20 protein-coding genes and 2 tRNA genes are annotated in these 15,569 nt (G+C 70.7%); 7 read left to right on the top strand and 15 right to left on the bottom strand.

Features of this window, described 5'->3' with window-relative positions; genetic code table 11:
* Nucleotides 1–71 precede the first annotated feature (71 nt).
* On the top strand, nt 72–2,294 hold the full coding sequence (locus tag HNR61_RS09195) for an MMPL family transporter (RefSeq protein WP_182842694.1): 2,223 nt from the start codon (nt 72–74) through the stop codon (nt 2,292–2,294).
* Nucleotides 2,295–2,403: 109 nt separating this feature from the next.
* On the opposite strand, the gene HNR61_RS09190 is transcribed toward HNR61_RS09195, so the two are convergent.
* Nucleotides 2,404–2,718 (bottom strand): hypothetical protein, encoded by a 315-nt coding sequence (locus tag HNR61_RS09190; RefSeq protein WP_182842693.1) that lies wholly within the window; start codon nt 2,716–2,718, stop codon nt 2,404–2,406.
* A gap of 445 nt (nt 2,719–3,163) precedes the next feature.
* A complete protein-coding gene (locus tag HNR61_RS09185; protein ID WP_182842692.1) occupies nt 3,164–3,367 on the bottom strand; it encodes a hypothetical protein in 204 nt (67 codons plus the stop codon).
* Nucleotides 3,368–3,497: 130 nt separating this feature from the next.
* Between HNR61_RS09185 and HNR61_RS09180 the strand changes: the two genes are divergently transcribed.
* A complete protein-coding gene (locus HNR61_RS09180; RefSeq protein WP_182842691.1) occupies nt 3,498–4,097 on the top strand; it encodes a TetR/AcrR family transcriptional regulator in 600 nt (199 codons plus the stop codon).
* A 13-nt stretch (nt 4,098–4,110) separates the two neighbouring features.
* On the opposite strand, the gene HNR61_RS09175 is transcribed toward HNR61_RS09180, so the two are convergent.
* The gene (locus HNR61_RS09175) at nt 4,111–4,749 is read right to left on the bottom strand and encodes an HD domain-containing protein (RefSeq protein WP_182842690.1); all 639 of its coding nucleotides are present in this window, start codon (nt 4,747–4,749) and stop codon (nt 4,111–4,113) included.
* Nucleotides 4,750–4,851: 102 nt separating this feature from the next.
* Between HNR61_RS09175 and HNR61_RS09170 the strand changes: the two genes are divergently transcribed.
* Complete coding sequence (locus HNR61_RS09170; protein WP_182842689.1) at nt 4,852–5,835, top strand: GlxA family transcriptional regulator; 984 nt, start codon at nt 4,852–4,854, stop codon at nt 5,833–5,835.
* Here HNR61_RS09170 and HNR61_RS09165 read toward each other — a convergent pair.
* Nucleotides 5,826–6,392: a hypothetical protein gene (locus tag HNR61_RS09165; protein ID WP_182842688.1), complete on the bottom strand. Its 567-nt coding sequence runs from the start codon at nt 6,390–6,392 to the stop codon at nt 5,826–5,828. The two genes, HNR61_RS09170 and HNR61_RS09165, sit on opposite strands and share 10 nt — an antisense overlap.
* A 175-nt stretch (nt 6,393–6,567) precedes the next feature.
* Nucleotides 6,568–6,975, bottom strand: a complete 408-nt coding sequence (locus tag HNR61_RS09160) for an STAS domain-containing protein (RefSeq protein WP_182842687.1) — start codon at nt 6,973–6,975, stop codon at nt 6,568–6,570.
* A 253-nt stretch (nt 6,976–7,228) separates the two neighbouring features.
* On the opposite strand from HNR61_RS09160, the gene HNR61_RS09155 reads away from it, so the two are divergent.
* From HNR61_RS09155 to HNR61_RS09145, 3 genes are all read left to right on the top strand, one after another.
* Entirely contained in the window at nt 7,229–7,486 is a 258-nt protein-coding gene (locus tag HNR61_RS09155) for a hypothetical protein (RefSeq protein WP_182842686.1), read from the top strand.
* A 232-nt stretch (nt 7,487–7,718) separates the two neighbouring features.
* Entirely contained in the window at nt 7,719–8,642 is a 924-nt protein-coding gene (locus HNR61_RS09150; protein ID WP_182842685.1) for a TrmH family RNA methyltransferase, read from the top strand.
* Between the two features lie 37 nt (nt 8,643–8,679).
* Complete coding sequence (locus tag HNR61_RS09145) at nt 8,680–9,432, top strand: rRNA methyltransferase (protein WP_182842684.1); 753 nt, start codon at nt 8,680–8,682, stop codon at nt 9,430–9,432.
* A gap of 147 nt (nt 9,433–9,579) precedes the next feature.
* On the opposite strand, the gene HNR61_RS09140 is transcribed toward HNR61_RS09145, so the two are convergent.
* Both HNR61_RS09140 and HNR61_RS09135 read right to left on the bottom strand, forming a co-directional pair.
* Nucleotides 9,580–9,671 (bottom strand) — tRNA-Ser (locus tag HNR61_RS09140).
* 103 nt (nt 9,672–9,774) lie between these two features.
* A complete protein-coding gene (locus HNR61_RS09135) occupies nt 9,775–10,242 on the bottom strand; it encodes a hypothetical protein (RefSeq protein ID WP_182842683.1) in 468 nt (155 codons plus the stop codon).
* A gap of 262 nt (nt 10,243–10,504) precedes the next feature.
* On the opposite strand from HNR61_RS09135, the gene HNR61_RS09130 reads away from it, so the two are divergent.
* A tRNA-Arg gene (locus tag HNR61_RS09130) sits at nt 10,505–10,577 on the top strand.
* A gap of 69 nt (nt 10,578–10,646) precedes the next feature.
* Here the strand turns inward: HNR61_RS09130 and HNR61_RS09125 are convergent.
* From HNR61_RS09125 to HNR61_RS09090, 8 genes are all read right to left on the bottom strand, one after another.
* Nucleotides 10,647–11,915, bottom strand: coding sequence for a site-specific integrase (locus HNR61_RS09125; protein WP_220509142.1), 1,269 nt, complete (start codon nt 11,913–11,915; stop codon nt 10,647–10,649).
* Nucleotides 11,915–12,100, bottom strand: a complete 186-nt coding sequence (locus HNR61_RS09120; RefSeq protein WP_182842682.1) for an excisionase family DNA-binding protein — start codon at nt 12,098–12,100, stop codon at nt 11,915–11,917. Before HNR61_RS09120 ends, HNR61_RS09125 begins: the two co-directional genes overlap by 1 nt.
* Nucleotides 12,097–13,452, bottom strand: a complete 1,356-nt coding sequence (locus HNR61_RS09115) for a replication initiator (RefSeq protein ID WP_182843188.1) — start codon at nt 13,450–13,452, stop codon at nt 12,097–12,099. The genes HNR61_RS09120 and HNR61_RS09115 overlap by 4 nt, the downstream gene beginning before the upstream one ends.
* A gap of 135 nt (nt 13,453–13,587) precedes the next feature.
* A complete protein-coding gene (locus tag HNR61_RS09110) occupies nt 13,588–13,740 on the bottom strand; it encodes a hypothetical protein (RefSeq protein WP_182842681.1) in 153 nt (50 codons plus the stop codon).
* 13 nt (nt 13,741–13,753) lie between these two features.
* Entirely contained in the window at nt 13,754–14,038 is a 285-nt protein-coding gene (locus tag HNR61_RS09105; RefSeq protein WP_182842680.1) for a hypothetical protein, read from the bottom strand.
* Nucleotides 14,038–14,421, bottom strand: coding sequence for a hypothetical protein (locus HNR61_RS09100; RefSeq protein WP_182842679.1), 384 nt, complete (start codon nt 14,419–14,421; stop codon nt 14,038–14,040). Before HNR61_RS09100 ends, HNR61_RS09105 begins: the two co-directional genes overlap by 1 nt.
* Nucleotides 14,422–14,441: 20 nt before the next feature.
* A complete protein-coding gene (locus HNR61_RS09095; protein ID WP_312897821.1) occupies nt 14,442–15,173 on the bottom strand; it encodes a DUF2637 domain-containing protein in 732 nt (243 codons plus the stop codon).
* A 38-nt stretch (nt 15,174–15,211) separates the two neighbouring features.
* Nucleotides 15,212–15,484, bottom strand: coding sequence for a hypothetical protein (locus tag HNR61_RS09090; RefSeq protein WP_182842677.1), 273 nt, complete (start codon nt 15,482–15,484; stop codon nt 15,212–15,214).
* Nucleotides 15,485–15,569: the final 85 nt, after the last annotated feature.

Here is a 15,569-nt window from a genome sequence, read left to right as displayed (position 1 = left end):
CGACCGGTGGACAACAGGTTCAACCGGTCGAGGCTGTCCTCGGGAGTCCTCCGGTGACCAGCATGAACGGCATGATCGACGTCCCTGTGAGAATGGCCCGGTGGAGCGCCGGGCACCCCTGGCGGGCCATCGCCGGCTGGTTCCTCTTCGTCGCGCTGTGCCTCGGCCTGGGGATCGCGATCGGCGGCAATCCCGCCACCACCGAGGACTTCCGCATCGGCGAGGCCGGACGGGCCGAGGCGCTGGCCACCGAGGGCGGGCTCCAGCAGAGGCCCGTCGAACGCGTGCTGATCACCGCCAAGGCGGGCCCGCTCGACCGGACCGCCGCCGACGCCGCCGCCCGCGACGTCGTCCAGCGGATGCGGACCCTGCCCGAGGTGCGGTCGGTGGCCGCGCCGGTGCCCTCGGCCGACGGCACGGCCGTCCGGGTCGACATCACCATGAACGGCGTCGAACTGGACGGCAAGCGGCACGTCGAGCCGCTGCGCGCCCAGACCGACCGGGTCCAGGCCGCCCATCCGGGCCTGCGCGTGGAGGAGACCGGGAGCCCGTCCATCAGCAAGGGCCTCGACGCGCTGCGGAGCGACGACCTGGCGCGCACCGAGATGATCGCGCTGCCCGTCACGCTGGTCACCCTGCTGGTCGTGTTCGGGTCGGTGGCGCTGGCCGTCGTGCCGCTGCTGCTGGCGCTCAGCTCGATCGTCGCCGCGATCGGCCTGTCGATGCTGGCCTCGCACGTCTTCCCGGACGCCGGCGTCGGCACCAACGTCATCCTGCTGATCGGCCTGGCCGTCGGCGTCGACTACACCCTGTTCTACCTCAAGCGGGAACGCGAGGAACGGGCCCGTTCCGGCGGACGCCTCGACTCCCGCGCCCTGGTGGAGCTGGCCGCCGCCACCTCGGGACGCGCCGTCGTCCTGTCGGGCATCGCCGTCGCCGTCTCCAGCGCCACCCTGTACCTGGCCGACGACGTCATCTTCTCCTCGATCGCCACCGGCGCGATCGTCGTCTCGCTGGTCGCGGTGCTCAGCTCGCTGACCATCCTGCCCGCCCTGCTGGCCACGCTGGGCCGGCGCGCCGAGCGCCGCGCGGCCCGCCGCGCCGCCCGCAAGGCCGCCGGCGCCGCGCCTGCGCCCCGGAGCGGCGGAGCGCCCTGGCGGCGCCGCGCCAAGGACGGAGGCGGCGGACGGCTGACCAGGGCCCTGCTGGGCCTGACCAGCAGGCACCCCGTCATCATGCTGAGCGCCGCGACGCTCTTCATGCTCGCCCTGTCCGCCCCGCTGCTCAGCCTCAACCTGACCGACATGGGCAAGGACAGCCACCCCCGCGCGGTCCCCGCCATGCGGACCTACGACCGGCTCAACGCCGCGTTCCCGGAGCTGAAGGCCACGCACCAGGTCGTCGTGCGCGCCGACGCCGCCCGCGCCGACGAGGTGACCGCCGCCCTGCGCGACCTGGGAGCACGCCTCAAGGACGACCCGCGCCTGGCGGGCACGGCGCTGCTGCGCACCTCCCCCGACCGCCGGACCAGCATGCTGGAGCTGCCGGTGCCGCACTATGCCTTCACCGGCCAGGCCCGCTCGTCCCTGCGCGGCCTCCGCGCCGAGCACGCCCGCGCCATCACCGGCCGGATCGCCGGGGCGGAGGTCGCGGTGACCGGCGACGTCGCCCGCTACGCCGACTACCCCGAGCACCAGAAGGGCAAGCTCCCCCTGGTCATCGCGGGTCTGCTGGTGGTGACCCTGGTCGTCACGGTGGGGGCGTTCCGTTCGCTGGTGCTGGGCCTGGTCGGCGTGGTGCTGAACCTGCTGTCGGCCGCCGCCGCGCTCGGGCTGGTGGTGCTGGCGTTCCAGAACACCTGGGCCGAGGGGCTGCTCGACTTCACCTCCACCGGCTCGATCGGCTCCCGGGTGCCGCTGTTCCTGCTCGTGATCCTGTTCGGCCTGTCCATGGACTACCAGGTGTTCGTGCTCAGCCGGGTCCAGGAGGCCGTGCTGGCCGGGGCGTCGACCCGGCAGGCCGTGCTCGACGGCATCGGCCGGTCCGCCGGGGTGGTCACCAGCGCCGCGTTCGTGATGGTGACGGTGTTCGCCAGCTTCGTCTCGCTGCACCTCATGGAGATGAAGCAGATGGGCTTCGCGCTGGCCGTGGCGGTGCTGCTGGACGCCGTCATCATCCGCGTCATGATCCTGCCCGCGCTCCTGCTGCTGCTCGGCGAGCGCACCTGGTGGCCCTCACGGCACCCGCGCCGTGACCATCTCCTGGTCGGTCCGCGGCCCACGAACATGGGCTGACCACCATGGTCATCGGCCACGGCGGGGCCGGGGTGCGCGGAGGCCGTGATGCGGGAACCAGGGGCGCGACCTCACACCGCCGGGCCGCGCACCCCACCGAAGGAACGTGCTACCGGCACTTGACCACGGGCGTCGAGGTGACCACGCCGCGCCGGTTCCACGTGTAGGAGACGCTGGTGTGGGTCGCGTTCTTCGGGCAGCTGAACATCGGCGGGTACCAGACGCCGCTCTTGCCCTTCGGGGACTTGACCGAGAGCCTCTTGCTCAGGGTCTTCTTGCCCTTGCCGTGGTAGCCGTCGCTCTTCTTGACGGTGAAGGACGCCGACACCGGGCCGCTGAACTTCCCCCGGTGGGTGATCCTGGCCTGCAGGTTCTTGCCGAGCGGGTGACGCAGATGCGCGGGTTGTGCTTCTTGGGGTTGCACGACGCCTGGGCGGCCGGAGCGACGCCCGCGACGGCGAGCATGCGAATGGCAGGCTTCATGGGAAGAGCACCTCTTCTTCGGGGGGTCCGCGTGGGGCTTCTGTCCTGCTTCAGGAACATAGAGTTCGCCCCTCGGCCGAAGAAGAGGCGCACGGCACCCATCGAGAGCAGCGGAGATAGTGCCCGAGCACTGAACGCGGGGCGGCGCGCCAGGGGAGGCCCGGCGGAGTCGCCCCCGATCGAGATCACCGCTCGGAGACAGGTCCCGGCGAGCCGTCGAGGACGTCCGGCGCGAGGTGCTCGAACAGCGTCTCGCCGATGTCGCCGAGCCGCCTGATCTGCTCGGACGAGAGCACGTCCATCAGACCGGCCCGCACGCCCTCGACAGCGGACGCCCCACCACGAACTGACCGAACGCAGCGGGACGGCGGGGGGCGGACCCCGACCTACGCGGCCTTCTTGCTGCCCCAGCCCGCCAGGAGGGCTCCGGCGAGGATCATCAGCGCGTAGGACGACAGCCGCACCGGGAACCCGCCGGGCATCCAGTCGAGGATCCCGGCGTTGTCGCGGTCGGCCAGCAACCGGATGCCGCCCTGGACTCCCAGCACGAAAAGGACCATGCCGACGACCAGGCTCGTGACGCGTTTCATGAGTCGGCTCCCACCTTGAGAAGAGGTCTCCACGTTTGTGGTTCGATCGCACCATAACATCGGCTTGGTACGATCGCACCACAACGCGTGCCGGGCTCACCGCATGCGGGACAGGAGGAACGGACCCCGCATGCCCCGACAGGTGGATCACGACGCGCGCCGCCGCCAGATTGCGCAGGCGGTGTGGCGTCTGGCCACCCGCGGCGGACTGGAGGACGTGACCCTGCGGCAGGTCGCCGCCGAGGCCGGGGTCTCCGCGCGGCTGCTGCAGTACTACTTCGGCACCCGCCGCCAACTGCTGCTCGGCGCACTGGAGATCCTCAACGCCGAAGGCGAGCGGATCGCGCGGGAACGCATCGAGCTTCTCGGCGAGGACCCCGGCATGCGCGCGGTCGTGCGCGGCGTGCTGCTGGAACTGCTCCCCCTGGACGAGGAGCGCCGCAACCGGCACCTGGTGTACGTGGCGTACTTCGTGCGTTTCCTGGCCGACCCCGACCTGGCCGAAACCGTCCGCCAGGCACCGCCCGCCCTGGAACGCCTGATCGCCGACCTGCTGGCCCAGGCGCGGGAACTCGGCCAGGTGCACCCCGAGATCGACGCCCCGGCCGAGGCCGCGTTCCTGGTGGCGGGGGCCGAGGGGCTCCAGGCCAGCGTCCTGCTCGGGCAGCACACGCCCGAGCAGGCCGTGAGCCTGGTCGACCACCAGCTCGGCCGCCTCTTCGTCCGCTGACCCGCCCCCACGGTCATTCGGGCCAGTCGGACCCCTTGATGGCCTCCACGAAGTCCCCGCGCGTGAAACCGGGGACGTAGTGGGCCAGCACGTCGGCCTTGACGTTGCCGAAGGTGGTCTGCGGACGATCCTTGACGCCGTCGGTGAAGGCGGCGAGGATCCGGTTCTTGAAGTCCGGGCGCGGATGCGCCGCGACCACGGCCGCGCGCTGCTCGTCGGAGATCGCGTGGTAGCCGAGGCCCAGGACGTCCAGCTCCACGCCGCGGGTCACCAGGGCCACCTCGGGCGCCATGCGCAACGGGATCTCGGGGGTGGTGTGCAGGGCGATGGCCGTCCAGACCCGGTCGGCCCGTTCACCGGTGATCCCGTGCGTCCGCAGGAAACGGCGGGCCTCGTCGGCGCCGTCGATCTCGAAACGCTGGTCCGTGCGGCGGAAGCGCTCGGTCAGGCCCAGGTCGTGGAACATCGCCCCCACGTACAGCAGCTCGGGGTCGAAATCCAGGCCCTGCTCCCGGCCGCGCAGCGCCCCGAACAGGAAGACCCGCCGGGAGTGGTCGAACAGCAGCGGCGAAGCGGCCTCGCGCACCAGCTCGGTCGCCTCTCTGGCCAGCGCGCTGTCCGGGACGCGCACGTCCGCGATCGTCTCGCTCATCACATGTGCCCTTCTGTGCCCGTTCGGTGAACACCTCCACCCTCGCCCGATGGCATAGCCTGGCGCCTTGTCCTTTCTGCCAGGAGAACCACGGATTCAGACATGACGCAGCGGGTGGCCTTTCTGGTGTTCGACGGCGTGACCATGCTCGACGTCAGCGGCCCGGCGGAGGTGCTGCACCAGGCCGTACGGCTCGGCCTCCCCTACCGGCTGGCGCTGGTCTCCCCCCACGGCGGCGACGTGACGACCGCCTCGGGCCTGGCACTGGCCGGCGCGACCGCGGTGGCCGACGCCGGGCCCGTCGACACGCTCGTGGTCGCGGGCGCCGACCGGCTGGCCGGGCAGCCCCTTGAGGACGAGCTGCTGGAAGCGGCCGGCTCCCTCGCCGAGCGGGCGACACGCGTCGCCTCGGTCTGCAGCGGCGCCTTCGTCCTCGCCGCCCTCGGCCTGCTCGACGGGCGCCGGGCGACCACGCACTGGCGGCACGCCAGAACGCTCGCCCGCCGCCATCCCCGGGTGCGGGTGGAGCCGGACGCCCTCTACATCCGCGACGGGCGGTACGTCACCTCCGCGGGGATCAGCGCGGGCATCGACCTGGCCCTCGGGCTGGTGGAGGACGACCACGGGGCGGACGTCGCCCGGGACATCGCCCGCGAACTGGTCGTGTTCATGCAGCGGCCGGGCGGGCAGTCGCAGTTCTCCACGGCCCTCGCGACCCCGCCGGCACGCAGCGACCTGCTGCGCTCGCTGGTCGCCTCGGTGCTCGCCGACCCGGCGGGCGACCACAGCGTGCCCGCCATGGCGGCGTCCGCGGCCGTCAGCACCCGCCATCTGACCCGGCTGTTCCAGACCGAGCTGAACACCACCCCCGGCCGCTGGGTCGAACGCGTCCGCCTCGACCGCGCCCAGCAACTGCTCCTGGACGGCCACAGCATCACCTCGGCGGCGCGGCACAGCGGCCTCGGCAGCGACGAGAGCCTCCGCCGCGCCTTCGCCCACCACCTGGGCACCACGCCGAGCGAGTACCGCAAACGCTTCACCACCACCCGCGGCGACACGCCGCCGCTGTCCCGGGCTCACGGGTAGTAGGCGGCGAGCCTCTGCTTGATCTTGACGACGGCGGCGGTGAAGGGAACGGGGGCCGGTTCGCCGTTGCGGTAGTCGAGCAGGTTCATCGCGTAGACGGCGCGGCCCTGGCGGACGACCGCGACCTGGACGTGGCTGTCCAGACCGACGTAGGGGTTGGGCCCGCCGGTGATCCGCCAGACGTCCACGCCGTCGGCGGTGCCCACCTTCCTGATGACGGTCACGTAGCTGGAGCCGTCGGGGCCCTCGCCCGGCTTGTCGCGCTCGGCGCAGGTCGCCAGCCGGCTCTTCCACCGCTGCTCGAACGCCTGCGCCCCGGTGGCGATCCCGTACTGCCAGCACGACGGCCCGGTGCGCGACGGGTCGAAGTAGGGATCGATGTAGGGCTTGGACCAGGCATGCCCGACCGGGGGCTGGTCGGCGGGGGCGAGCAGCACGTTCCGGCCGACCTCGGCGGCCCTGGCGGGGAGCGCGGTGAGGGCCGGCGTGAGCGCGGCGACCGTACCGGTCAGCGCGGCCGTCCGGACCTGGCGAGGGGCATGGGCGGAAACCTCCACGGCGGAGGGAACGCAACGTTAATGATCTTTCTCGTGGCGCCGGAGGCCTATCCGCCCTCGCACAACCGTGATCTGACCGCAACACCGCACGGAGAGAACCGGCCGGGCAGAGGCCGAACCACCGGCCAACCGACGTCCATGCCCCCGGTCGCGGGCATCCGCCGACAACCGGCGATCAGGCGGATTCACCATGTGCGGTGTTGCCGCCGAGACCGTTCCCGTCGTCGCTTCCGCCGCCGGGCCGCCGGCCGGTCAGGGCGGCCAGGAGGGCGTCCTCGACGGTGGGGTGCACACCGATGTGGGCGTCCAACCGGGTGATGGCGAACACACGCTGCACCATGGGCGCCAGGGCGGCCACGCGTATGGTCGCGCCGTGCGCGGTGGCGTACAGGTGGGCGTTGACCAGGACCTGCAGACCGGTGCTGTCCAGCAGCGGGGTGTCGGTCAGGTCCAGCACCAGATGTTCGGCAGGGCTCCGGCGCGCCTGCTGCAAGTAGGCGTGCAGCCGGTCGGCGGTGCGCAGGTCGACCTCGCCGGCCACCGACACCACCGTGACACCGCCCGGCAGATGACGATGGGACAACTGCAACTCATCCAACGGTCGGCCCCCTCCGTTCCACCCGACCACGCCGCCATCGTCAGTGCGGTCTTTATACATTCTCCTCGAACGGCCCGCACTGACAGCAAGGTCTACGGACAACAGAACTCGCCCTTTTGCGTCAAGGCCGAAAACGGAGAGCAAATACGTCAACGTCACGCGCTACCCCACGGGGAGCACACCGAAGCACCTCCTCCAGGGAACGCCGGCCCACCAGGGCAAGCCGACGCTGCGGGTCATGGAGACTTCACGACACCGACCCCTCGGGCTCCCTCCCGCCACGATCGGCGACGCCGCCCCCGAAGCCCTGGACTGGGACGGCCCCGGCCCGGTGCTGTTCACCCTCCTGGCGCTGCTGGTCGCGTTCGTGCCCGGCCGCTTCATGCTCCTGCTGAGCCCGGTCTTCATCCTCGGCGTCCTCGCCAACCCCGAACCACCCAGCCCCTCGGCCTCGCCGGCACCGTCCCGCAACCGGCCGGTCTCACGACCGCGGTGATCGCGGGCGCCATCGCCGTCCTCCCACCGAAACCGACCCCCGCCAAAGCCTGACCGCCTGCAAAGCGGGATACAGAGTGCACCGCAGTCAAAGGGCAGACGATCCCATGACGTTTCCCAAGGGCGGTCCGGACGCGATTCGCCCCCAAGGAACTCCTTCGAAAATCAGCGAACCGCTGAAGTCACAAGCTCCGCCGACGAGGGCGGGATCAGCGCGTTGCTAGTGTCGTTCCATGCTGGATCGACGGAATCAGGGCGGGCCGCAACGTGGTCGGGGCGCCGGTCACGGGGCGTCCAAGGGGGCACGGCGCACCAAGGCGCCCGACCGGGTCCGCAGCCGCAACGACCAGTTCCAGACGTGGCAGGCGCTGCTCACCAACCGGAACAAGCGCCAGCGGCTCGGTGAGTTCCTGATCCACGGAGTCCGGCCGATCTCCCTGGCCGTCGAGCACGAATGGCCGCTGCGCCGCCTGCTCTATCCGGCCGAGCAGAAGCTGTCCACCTGGGCGGAGGGCCTTCTGCGGGACGGCGGCGTCCCGTCGGTCGCGGTCGATCCGGAACTCCTGCGGGAGCTCGGTGAACGCGAGTCCGCCCCCGAGCTGATCGCGGTCGGCGCCACCAGGCCGGACGACCTCGACCGCCTGGCGACGGGGCCCGACTTCCTCGGCGTGGCCTTCGACCGGCCGACGAACCCGGGCAACATCGGCACGCTGGTCCGTTCCGCCGACGCGTTCGGCGCCTCGGGCCTGCTCGTGTCCGGCCACGCCGCCGACATCTACGACCCCAAGGCGGTGCGCGCCAGCACGGGGTCGATGTTCCGCCTGCCCGTGGTCCGCAGCCCGTCCCCGGACAAGGTGCTGGACTGGGTGACCGCCCAGTGTGAGAGCGGCCTGCCCATCAGGATCGTGGGCACCGACGAGCACGGCGAGACGCCCGTGACCGACTGCGACCTGACCGGACCCGTCCTCCTGGTCGTCGGCAACGAGACGCTCGGCATGAGCGCCCGCTGGCGCGAGCTCTGCGACGAGATCGTCAGCATCCCCATCGGCGGCGCCGCCAGCTCGCTCAACGCCGCGTCCGCCGGCACCCTCATGCTCTACGAATCCGCCCGGCAGCGCGGATTCCCCGCAGCCCACCAGGCCGGGACCCGCGACTAAGCTCGATCTCCAGGACGAGTCCCGGAGAGGGGAAGCGGTGGGCTACACCCACGTCGCCGTCAAGGGCGACTACACCGATCTCGCGAGCGGATCGGTCCTGCGCTCGGCACCCGGCTTCCCCGCCTTTCCCGTCCGGCTCGCCTCGGAGATCTTCCTGCGCGCCCGGACGCTGCGCGGCGGCGACGCTCCCGCGGTGGTCTGGGACCCCTGCTGCGGCAGCGGATACCTGCTGTCGACCCTGGGACTGCTGCACCGCGCGGAGATCACCTCGCTGGTGGCCGGCGACATCGACGACGAGGCCCTGGAACTGGCCCGCGAGAACCTCGGCCTGCTCGATCCCGACGCGCTGGAAGGACGAGCGAAAGCGCTGGAGGACCGGGCGGAGCGCTTCGGCAAGCCGTCCTACCTGGAGGCCGCGGAGGCAGCGCGCAGACTCGGCGCGAGCCTGGCGGCACAGGGCGGACGGCTGCCGACAACAGCCCACCGAGCGAACGTCTTCGACCCGGCCACCCTGAAGACGGCACTCGGCGAGACCACACCGGACATCGTCATCACGGACATCCCCTACGGCGAGCAGACGACCTGGCAGGGCACCGACGGCGCCGGCGTCCCGGAAATGCTGAGAGCCGTCGCCTCAGTCCTCACAGGCGACGCAGTGCTGGCGATCGCAACACGCGGCCGCAAAGTACCTCTCGACGGAGCCTGCCGCCCCGACCAGTCGTTCCGCATAGGCACCCGCGCCATAGCGCTACTGAGAGCCTCGAACCTCTCCACCCAGACGAACCGGTAAACCCGCCACGCCTCAGATCACATTACGAGGCGCGCAAACGACAGCAAGCCCGCGTAGCGCCTTCGCCACCCATGATGGGGAGGCGACCACACCAGAGACCAGAAACGCCTCCGCCGAGGAAGTGATCCTCAGCGGAGGCGCTGGTAGTGGCGGAGGATGAGGGATTTGAACCCTCGATGGGCTTGCACCCAAACCGCATTAGCAGTGCGGCGCCATAGACCGGACTAGGCGAATCCTCCAGGCTCAGCACAGGTTACCGGTCGGCGAGCCAACCGGCAAAGCGCAACGACAGCATATGGCGAGCCGGGGGTGCTCCGCACGGTGGAGCACCCCCGGTCCAGGTCAGGAGCCGAAGCGGAAGGTGCCGCTGAAGCCGCACGCCTTGCCCAGGTCGGCGGCGTTCTGCGTGATCTGGGAGAAGGAGTTCATGCCGGTGGCGCCGCCGGAGGTGGAGTTGCGCAGCATGTTGGCCATGCTGTCCAGGTCGCCCGCGAGCTTGCCCGCGGCGCTCTGGACGTCGCCGCCGGCCCGGTCGCCCTCAGAACGGATCCTGGACGCGGTGTTCTGGTACTGCTGCGCCATCTGGGCGGTCTGCTGCTTCAGCTGCGACAGCCCGGCCGACGGGTTGCTGAGGTCGGGCTTGGGCATCTTGGCGTTCTGGCTGAGCGTCTCCAGCTCCGTCTTGATGTTGTTGCAGGCGGACGCCTTGTCGCCGCCACCGGTGACGGCCGACAGCGGGCCACAGGCCGTGGAGGTGAGCATCACGCCACCGATCGCGAGCACGCCGACGAGCTTGGTGGACATGCGCATAGGGGGTATCTCCTTGCAGAGCGGGGGTCGCAACCGGTGTCGTCCCACCGGTCACTTGCGTCACGTACGGAGGTTGGATGCATACCTGCCGCGAACGGTTCCCAGCACCGCGAACCTCTTCCCGGCGTCCGCGTTCGAAGCACTCCTCCAGGTGTCCTAGACTTGAACCCGTTGCCGCGAGGGAACAGCGGGGAACGGACCACCGGCCCGGAGCTGCTAGACTCTCAACGCGACACCGCCCCAGGCGACACACCTGGAGCGAGCACCCGTAGCTCAATGGATAGAGCATCTGACTACGGATCAGAAGGTTTGGGGTTCGAATCCCTACGGGTGCGCACAGGTCAAAGGCCACTTCCAATCATTGGAAGTGGCCTTTGTGCTAACGCCTTTGCTAACAGCGCCTCCTAAGACGCCTCATCGAGACGCCGCGCGAAGATCTCCGCCGCCTCCGCGAGCTGTTCGTTGATCACGTGGGCGTAGACCCGAAGCGTGATCGACGGGTCCGCGTGCCCGAGCCGGGCGGCGACCACATGGACCGGGACGCCCGCCAGGAGCAGCGTCGTGGCGTGGACATGCCGGAGGTCGTGAAGCCGGGCGTGCGGCAGTGGCTCAGCGGGCGGTTCCGCCTCAGCGGGCTCGTTGTAGCTCTTGATCAGGTTAGCCATGAGCGACGAGACGGTGTCCGGGTGGATGGGCTCTCCCCATCCGGTCGTGAAGACGTGTCGGTCAGCGACCTTGTCGCCGCCCTTCCAGTGCTCACCTGCCTGGAGCTTGTCGGCGTTCTGCCGCGCCTGATGGGACTTGAGAATCTTGACCGTGCCCGGGTCGATGCTGACCACGCGAGACCGGCCACTCTTGGTCGTCCCCTCGACGCGCTGACCGGCGATGAACGCGGCCGACCCCTTGATGTGGATGGCTGCCCCGTCGAAGTCGATGTCTCGCCATCGCAGGTTGAGCAGTTCCCCGCGCCGGGCTCCGGTGTAGGCCGCCAGGTGGAAGAACGCTGACAGCCGGTGAGCGGCGGCGTGGCCGAGGAACGTCCGGAGCTGCGCAGGCGTCCAGACCTTCCCCGGTTCGGGACGCTGCTGCCGAGGACGTTTCGCGCGCTCGACAGGGTTCGACGGAAGGATCTGGTCGACGACGACCGCGTCCCCGAACGCCTTCCGAAGAACGGCGTGTACGTAGGCGACGGTGCGCGGGGACAGCCCCTTTCCGTGCCGCCCGCCGCTCGTGACGAGGTCGCGGTAGAACTTGGTGATCTGAGCGGGGCGGACGGCTTGGAGCTTCATGCCGCCGATGTTCGGCTTGACGTGCCGCTCGATCAGGTGGCGGTAGTCCGCGAGGGTCTTGGGCTTGATCTCGACCGCGTGCGCTTCAAGCCACTCGTCGAGGTATTCGCCCACGGTGATCGGGTTCCGGTCGATGTACTCGCCGCGCCGAGCCTTGACGCGAGCTTCGTCGCGGGCTTCCTTGGCGTCGTCCTCGGTGGCGAAGCCGCCGACCCACTTGGGCTTGGAGAGCCCGGTCTCGGGGTCGGTGACACGGATGACGTAGGACCAGGTGTTTCCACGCTTCACGACGCCGTCGCGGAGCTTGGGCTTGGTCTTGCCGGTCTTCTTGCCCTTGGGCTGGTCGGGTTCGTCGGGGGTGGCGAGGGCGGTCTTCCGGGACATCAGGCAGCCTCCTTGATCTCGGTGAGGGTGTCGACGTAGTCGGTGAGGGCGGAGTAGGGGATGCGGCGGGAACCGTCGATGCGAACTGAGCGGATCGCGCCGGAGGCGAGCAGCTCGTAGAGCTTGCTGCGGGAGATCGCGAGCGCCTTCGCGGCTTCGGGAACGGTGAGCAGGAGTCGGGTCATGCGGCGTCCCTTCGGTCGGTGATCAGCGGTGGGAGGGGAGTTCCGGTGAGGGCGGCGGTGAGGAGGGCGTCACCGGGGGAGAGCCCGCGACCGGCGTAGCGCCAATGGGCGACGGTGAGGACCTGGTCGTCGTCCTCGAAGGGCAGGCGGCCAGTCGTGATCTCGCGTTGGTGCTGGTTGTGGTCGGTGCGGGCTTGGCGGAGCGCGCTGAGGGTGGTCGAGTAGCGGCGGGACTTGGTGGAGAAATGGCCGCGAAAGCCGAGCATGTGAGCCCACTCGGCCAGCCGCAGTTCTGCCAGCTCCTCCAGTCCACCCAGGCGCAGGCATTCGGCGATGAGCCGCCGGGCGTGATCGGTGATAGGAAGCGCCGCCAGGTCGTCGGAGGGGTGAATGCGGCGGTCGAGGGTGCCGGCGCATTCGGCGGCCTTGGTGGCGTACTTGGCGATGTAGCCCGCGACCGCCTGGTCACTGAGTCCGCCGTCGGTGGTGATCGGACGAACGTCGACCTGTGTCCCCCAGGTCAGCGACCGTGACGGGAGATCGGGCGCGGTCGGGGTTGGAACCGAGACCGTGCGAGCGGCGTGGTCGACGGCGTGGGCCAGGACGTCGAAGGCGGCCCACGGCGGCGGGGACGAGGACGGCCCGTCCGGTCCGTCGAGGCGTACGACGGCGTGGAAGTGGACGACACCGCGCCGTTGGTACTCGGCGACCTTGGCGAACGAGACCGTTGCCACGTCGCGCAGTTCGGCCAGGGTGAGCCCCGCGGTTCTTGCGATGCGCCGCCGTAGCGCCATCGTGAAGCGGCGCCACAGTTCCGGGGCGAGGGCGTTGAACAGCGCTGAGCCGGTGTAGTCGTAGCAGTCGGGGCACAGCGGTTGGCCGAGGTGGGGATCGTTCTCGTCGTGCCGGAGCGTGCACGACAGCGCCCGCCCGTGCGGGCAGGTACCGGCGTTGCGACGCGGGTGGCAGGGGACGACACGGCCGTTCTTCTGTCGCCGGGTGTGGACCGGGCCAAAGGACGGCGCGGTGAGGGTGACGAACGCAGCCGGGGGCGCGGCGACGCTCTCCGGAACTCCCTTGCCGCCGACGAGACCAGCGCGGACGAGTTGGTAGGTGTCGGCCCGGTAGGTCTCGGCGCAGGACGGGCAGCGGGAGGCGCGGCGGGTCTTGCAGGCCACGCGCAGGACGCCGCCGGGTTCGACGTCGGTGCTGTAGCGGTGGAGCAGATCACCGGTCAGGGCGTCGATGTGGTCGACACGGCCCCGCAGCCGGATCGGTTGCACACAGCCACCCAGGGCGCGAGTCCGGGCGGCCCAGCGGGCGAAGTCGGTCCCGTTGAGGCGGGTTGCCATCTGGCGGACGGCGGCCGGATTGTGCAGCGAGACGACGGGAGCGAGGGACACCGGGGCAGATCTCCTGTCCGTGAAGGCCCAGAGGGGAGCCCTGACGCGGCGCGGGGAACCGCGCCAGGGCGGGACGAAAACGGGTCAGAAGGCGGAGGCGAAGCGGCTCAGGCCGTCGGCGATGGTCATGAGGAAGCCGAACGTCGCTTTGACCACCCGGGCCGCGCCGTTGGGGTCGCGCAGGGCGAAGAAGATGAGCGTGATCGCGAGGGCGTAGTAGCCGAGTCTGCGGAGCATGTCGGTTCCCTTTTCAGCAGAAACCCGCACCGTGGCAGTGCAGGCAGGTGGCGCCGAGGGAGTCGAGGCCGCCCCCGCCGCAGTGGCAGCACACGAAGCGCCGCACGGGCGGGACCAGCGGACGGGGCAGACGGAGCACGCCCCGAGTGGCCAGCTCGTAGAGCGTGATCTCTTCGGAACCGCAGGAGTTGCAGGCGGTTCCGGTCAGGTCAGCCGGGAGGTCGGGCCAGTCCGAGGCGCGGGAGTGGCCGCAGGATCGGCACCGGTACCAGAACCGGGGCGCGGGTCGGTCGGTCATCAGGCCGCCCGCCCGCCCTGGTCGTCGAGGGTGATGTTGTCGGCGTAGCTCCACTGGGCGTCGTGCAGGGTGCGCGCTCGCTGGGGGATGTGGACCACTTCGAAGAGGACGTCGCCGAAGTCGCGCGTGGCCACGTAGTGGCCGCCCTGGTCGGTGTCGTCGCGGACCGGGACGTCCAGCAGGGCGGCGACGCGGTCGACGAAGGCCCGGCCGCAGGCGTCGGGCCGGTCGCGGTCGGAGTGGACGTAGTAACGCACGCCGTGCCGGTTGACCGGGACGTTGGGGTTGGCCTCCAGGAAGTCGGCCAGGGCGCGCAGTCCGGCGATGGTCCGGTGGCGGGCGAGCAGGTCGCGGGCGGTGAACGGGGGGTTCTGCTCGGACATGACGGATCTCCTGTGTCGGGTCAGGCGGGGACGTGGTCGCGGACTTGGCGGAGCAGTTCGGAGGCGAGTTGGTTGGACACCCCGAGGCGTGCGCGCAGGGCGTCGCGGGTGATGGGGCGTCCGTGGGTGGCTTGGTGTTCGGCGGCGACGCGGCGGGCGAAGGCCACCAGCGGCGCGGCCGGTTCGGGCGTGCCACCCTCAGCGGACGGGGAGGCCCCGCCCTCAGGGACGGGGAGAGCGGTTTGTTCGCCCGGGTCGGGACGGCCAGAGACAACGGCCGTGAGTTCGGGACGGGGGACGTCCTGAACCTCGCGGGACGAGGGCGACGGCCGAGACGGGGACGGAGGACGGCCGAAGGACGGCGGCGGCGCCATCCCGCCTTGAGCCGGAACCGCCTGTTCCGCCGGACGGACGCCAGTGGCGCGGCGTTCGAGCATGGAGACCGCGACCAGGAACGCCGCCGCCGGGGTGCCGGCGACGATCCAGCCCCAGACGGTCGCCTCAGCCTGAGCCAGGTTCGCCGCCAAGGAGAGTAGGACGCCGCCGGTCAGCACCAGCGTTGGCCAGGAGAGCCCGGAGGAACGGCGGCCGGTCTTCTTGTCGCGCTGGCGTTCGCGAGCGGCCATGACGCAGGTCAGGTCGATGCAGACCGCCACGGCCCAAGCCATCCAGCCGCGTTGTCCGTGGTCGATTGCGGTGTCGCGGATGTGGGTGAAGGACCCGGCGGCCGCGATGGCCGCCAGGACCAGCACCGGGGCGGAGTCGACCACGCCGCCCCACACGCGCCGACTCACGCGGTGTCCCGGACATTCAGCGAGGCCAGCAGCGCAACCAGTTCGACGTCACAGCGGTGCGCGGCGGCCCAGCGGTCGACCTGGTCAGGAGAGAACGCGGCGAAGGCGTCGACGCAGCGGGAGCAGCGGGCGACATACAGGCTCCGGACGGCGTCCCAGTCGATCCGGACGGGGGTGAGGACGGCCAAGGACGACGAGGGGGACGGGGACGGGACGAGCGCGGAGCCGGGGATGGGACGGGGACGGAGGGTGATCACTCGGGCGGTCACGGTGCCTCCAGAGCCGGTTTCAGGCATGGATCGGGTAGGGACGTGGCGCGATCAGGGCTCACGCCGAGCGGAGAAGGGAGGAAGA

The sequence above is a fragment of the Actinomadura kijaniata genome, assembly GCF_014138665.1.
GTDB classification, from domain to species: Bacteria; Actinomycetota; Actinomycetes; order Streptosporangiales; family Streptosporangiaceae; genus Spirillospora; species Spirillospora kijaniata.
The sequence above is the reverse complement of the archived record's forward strand: the minus strand, read 5'-3'. Positions and strand labels throughout refer to the sequence as shown.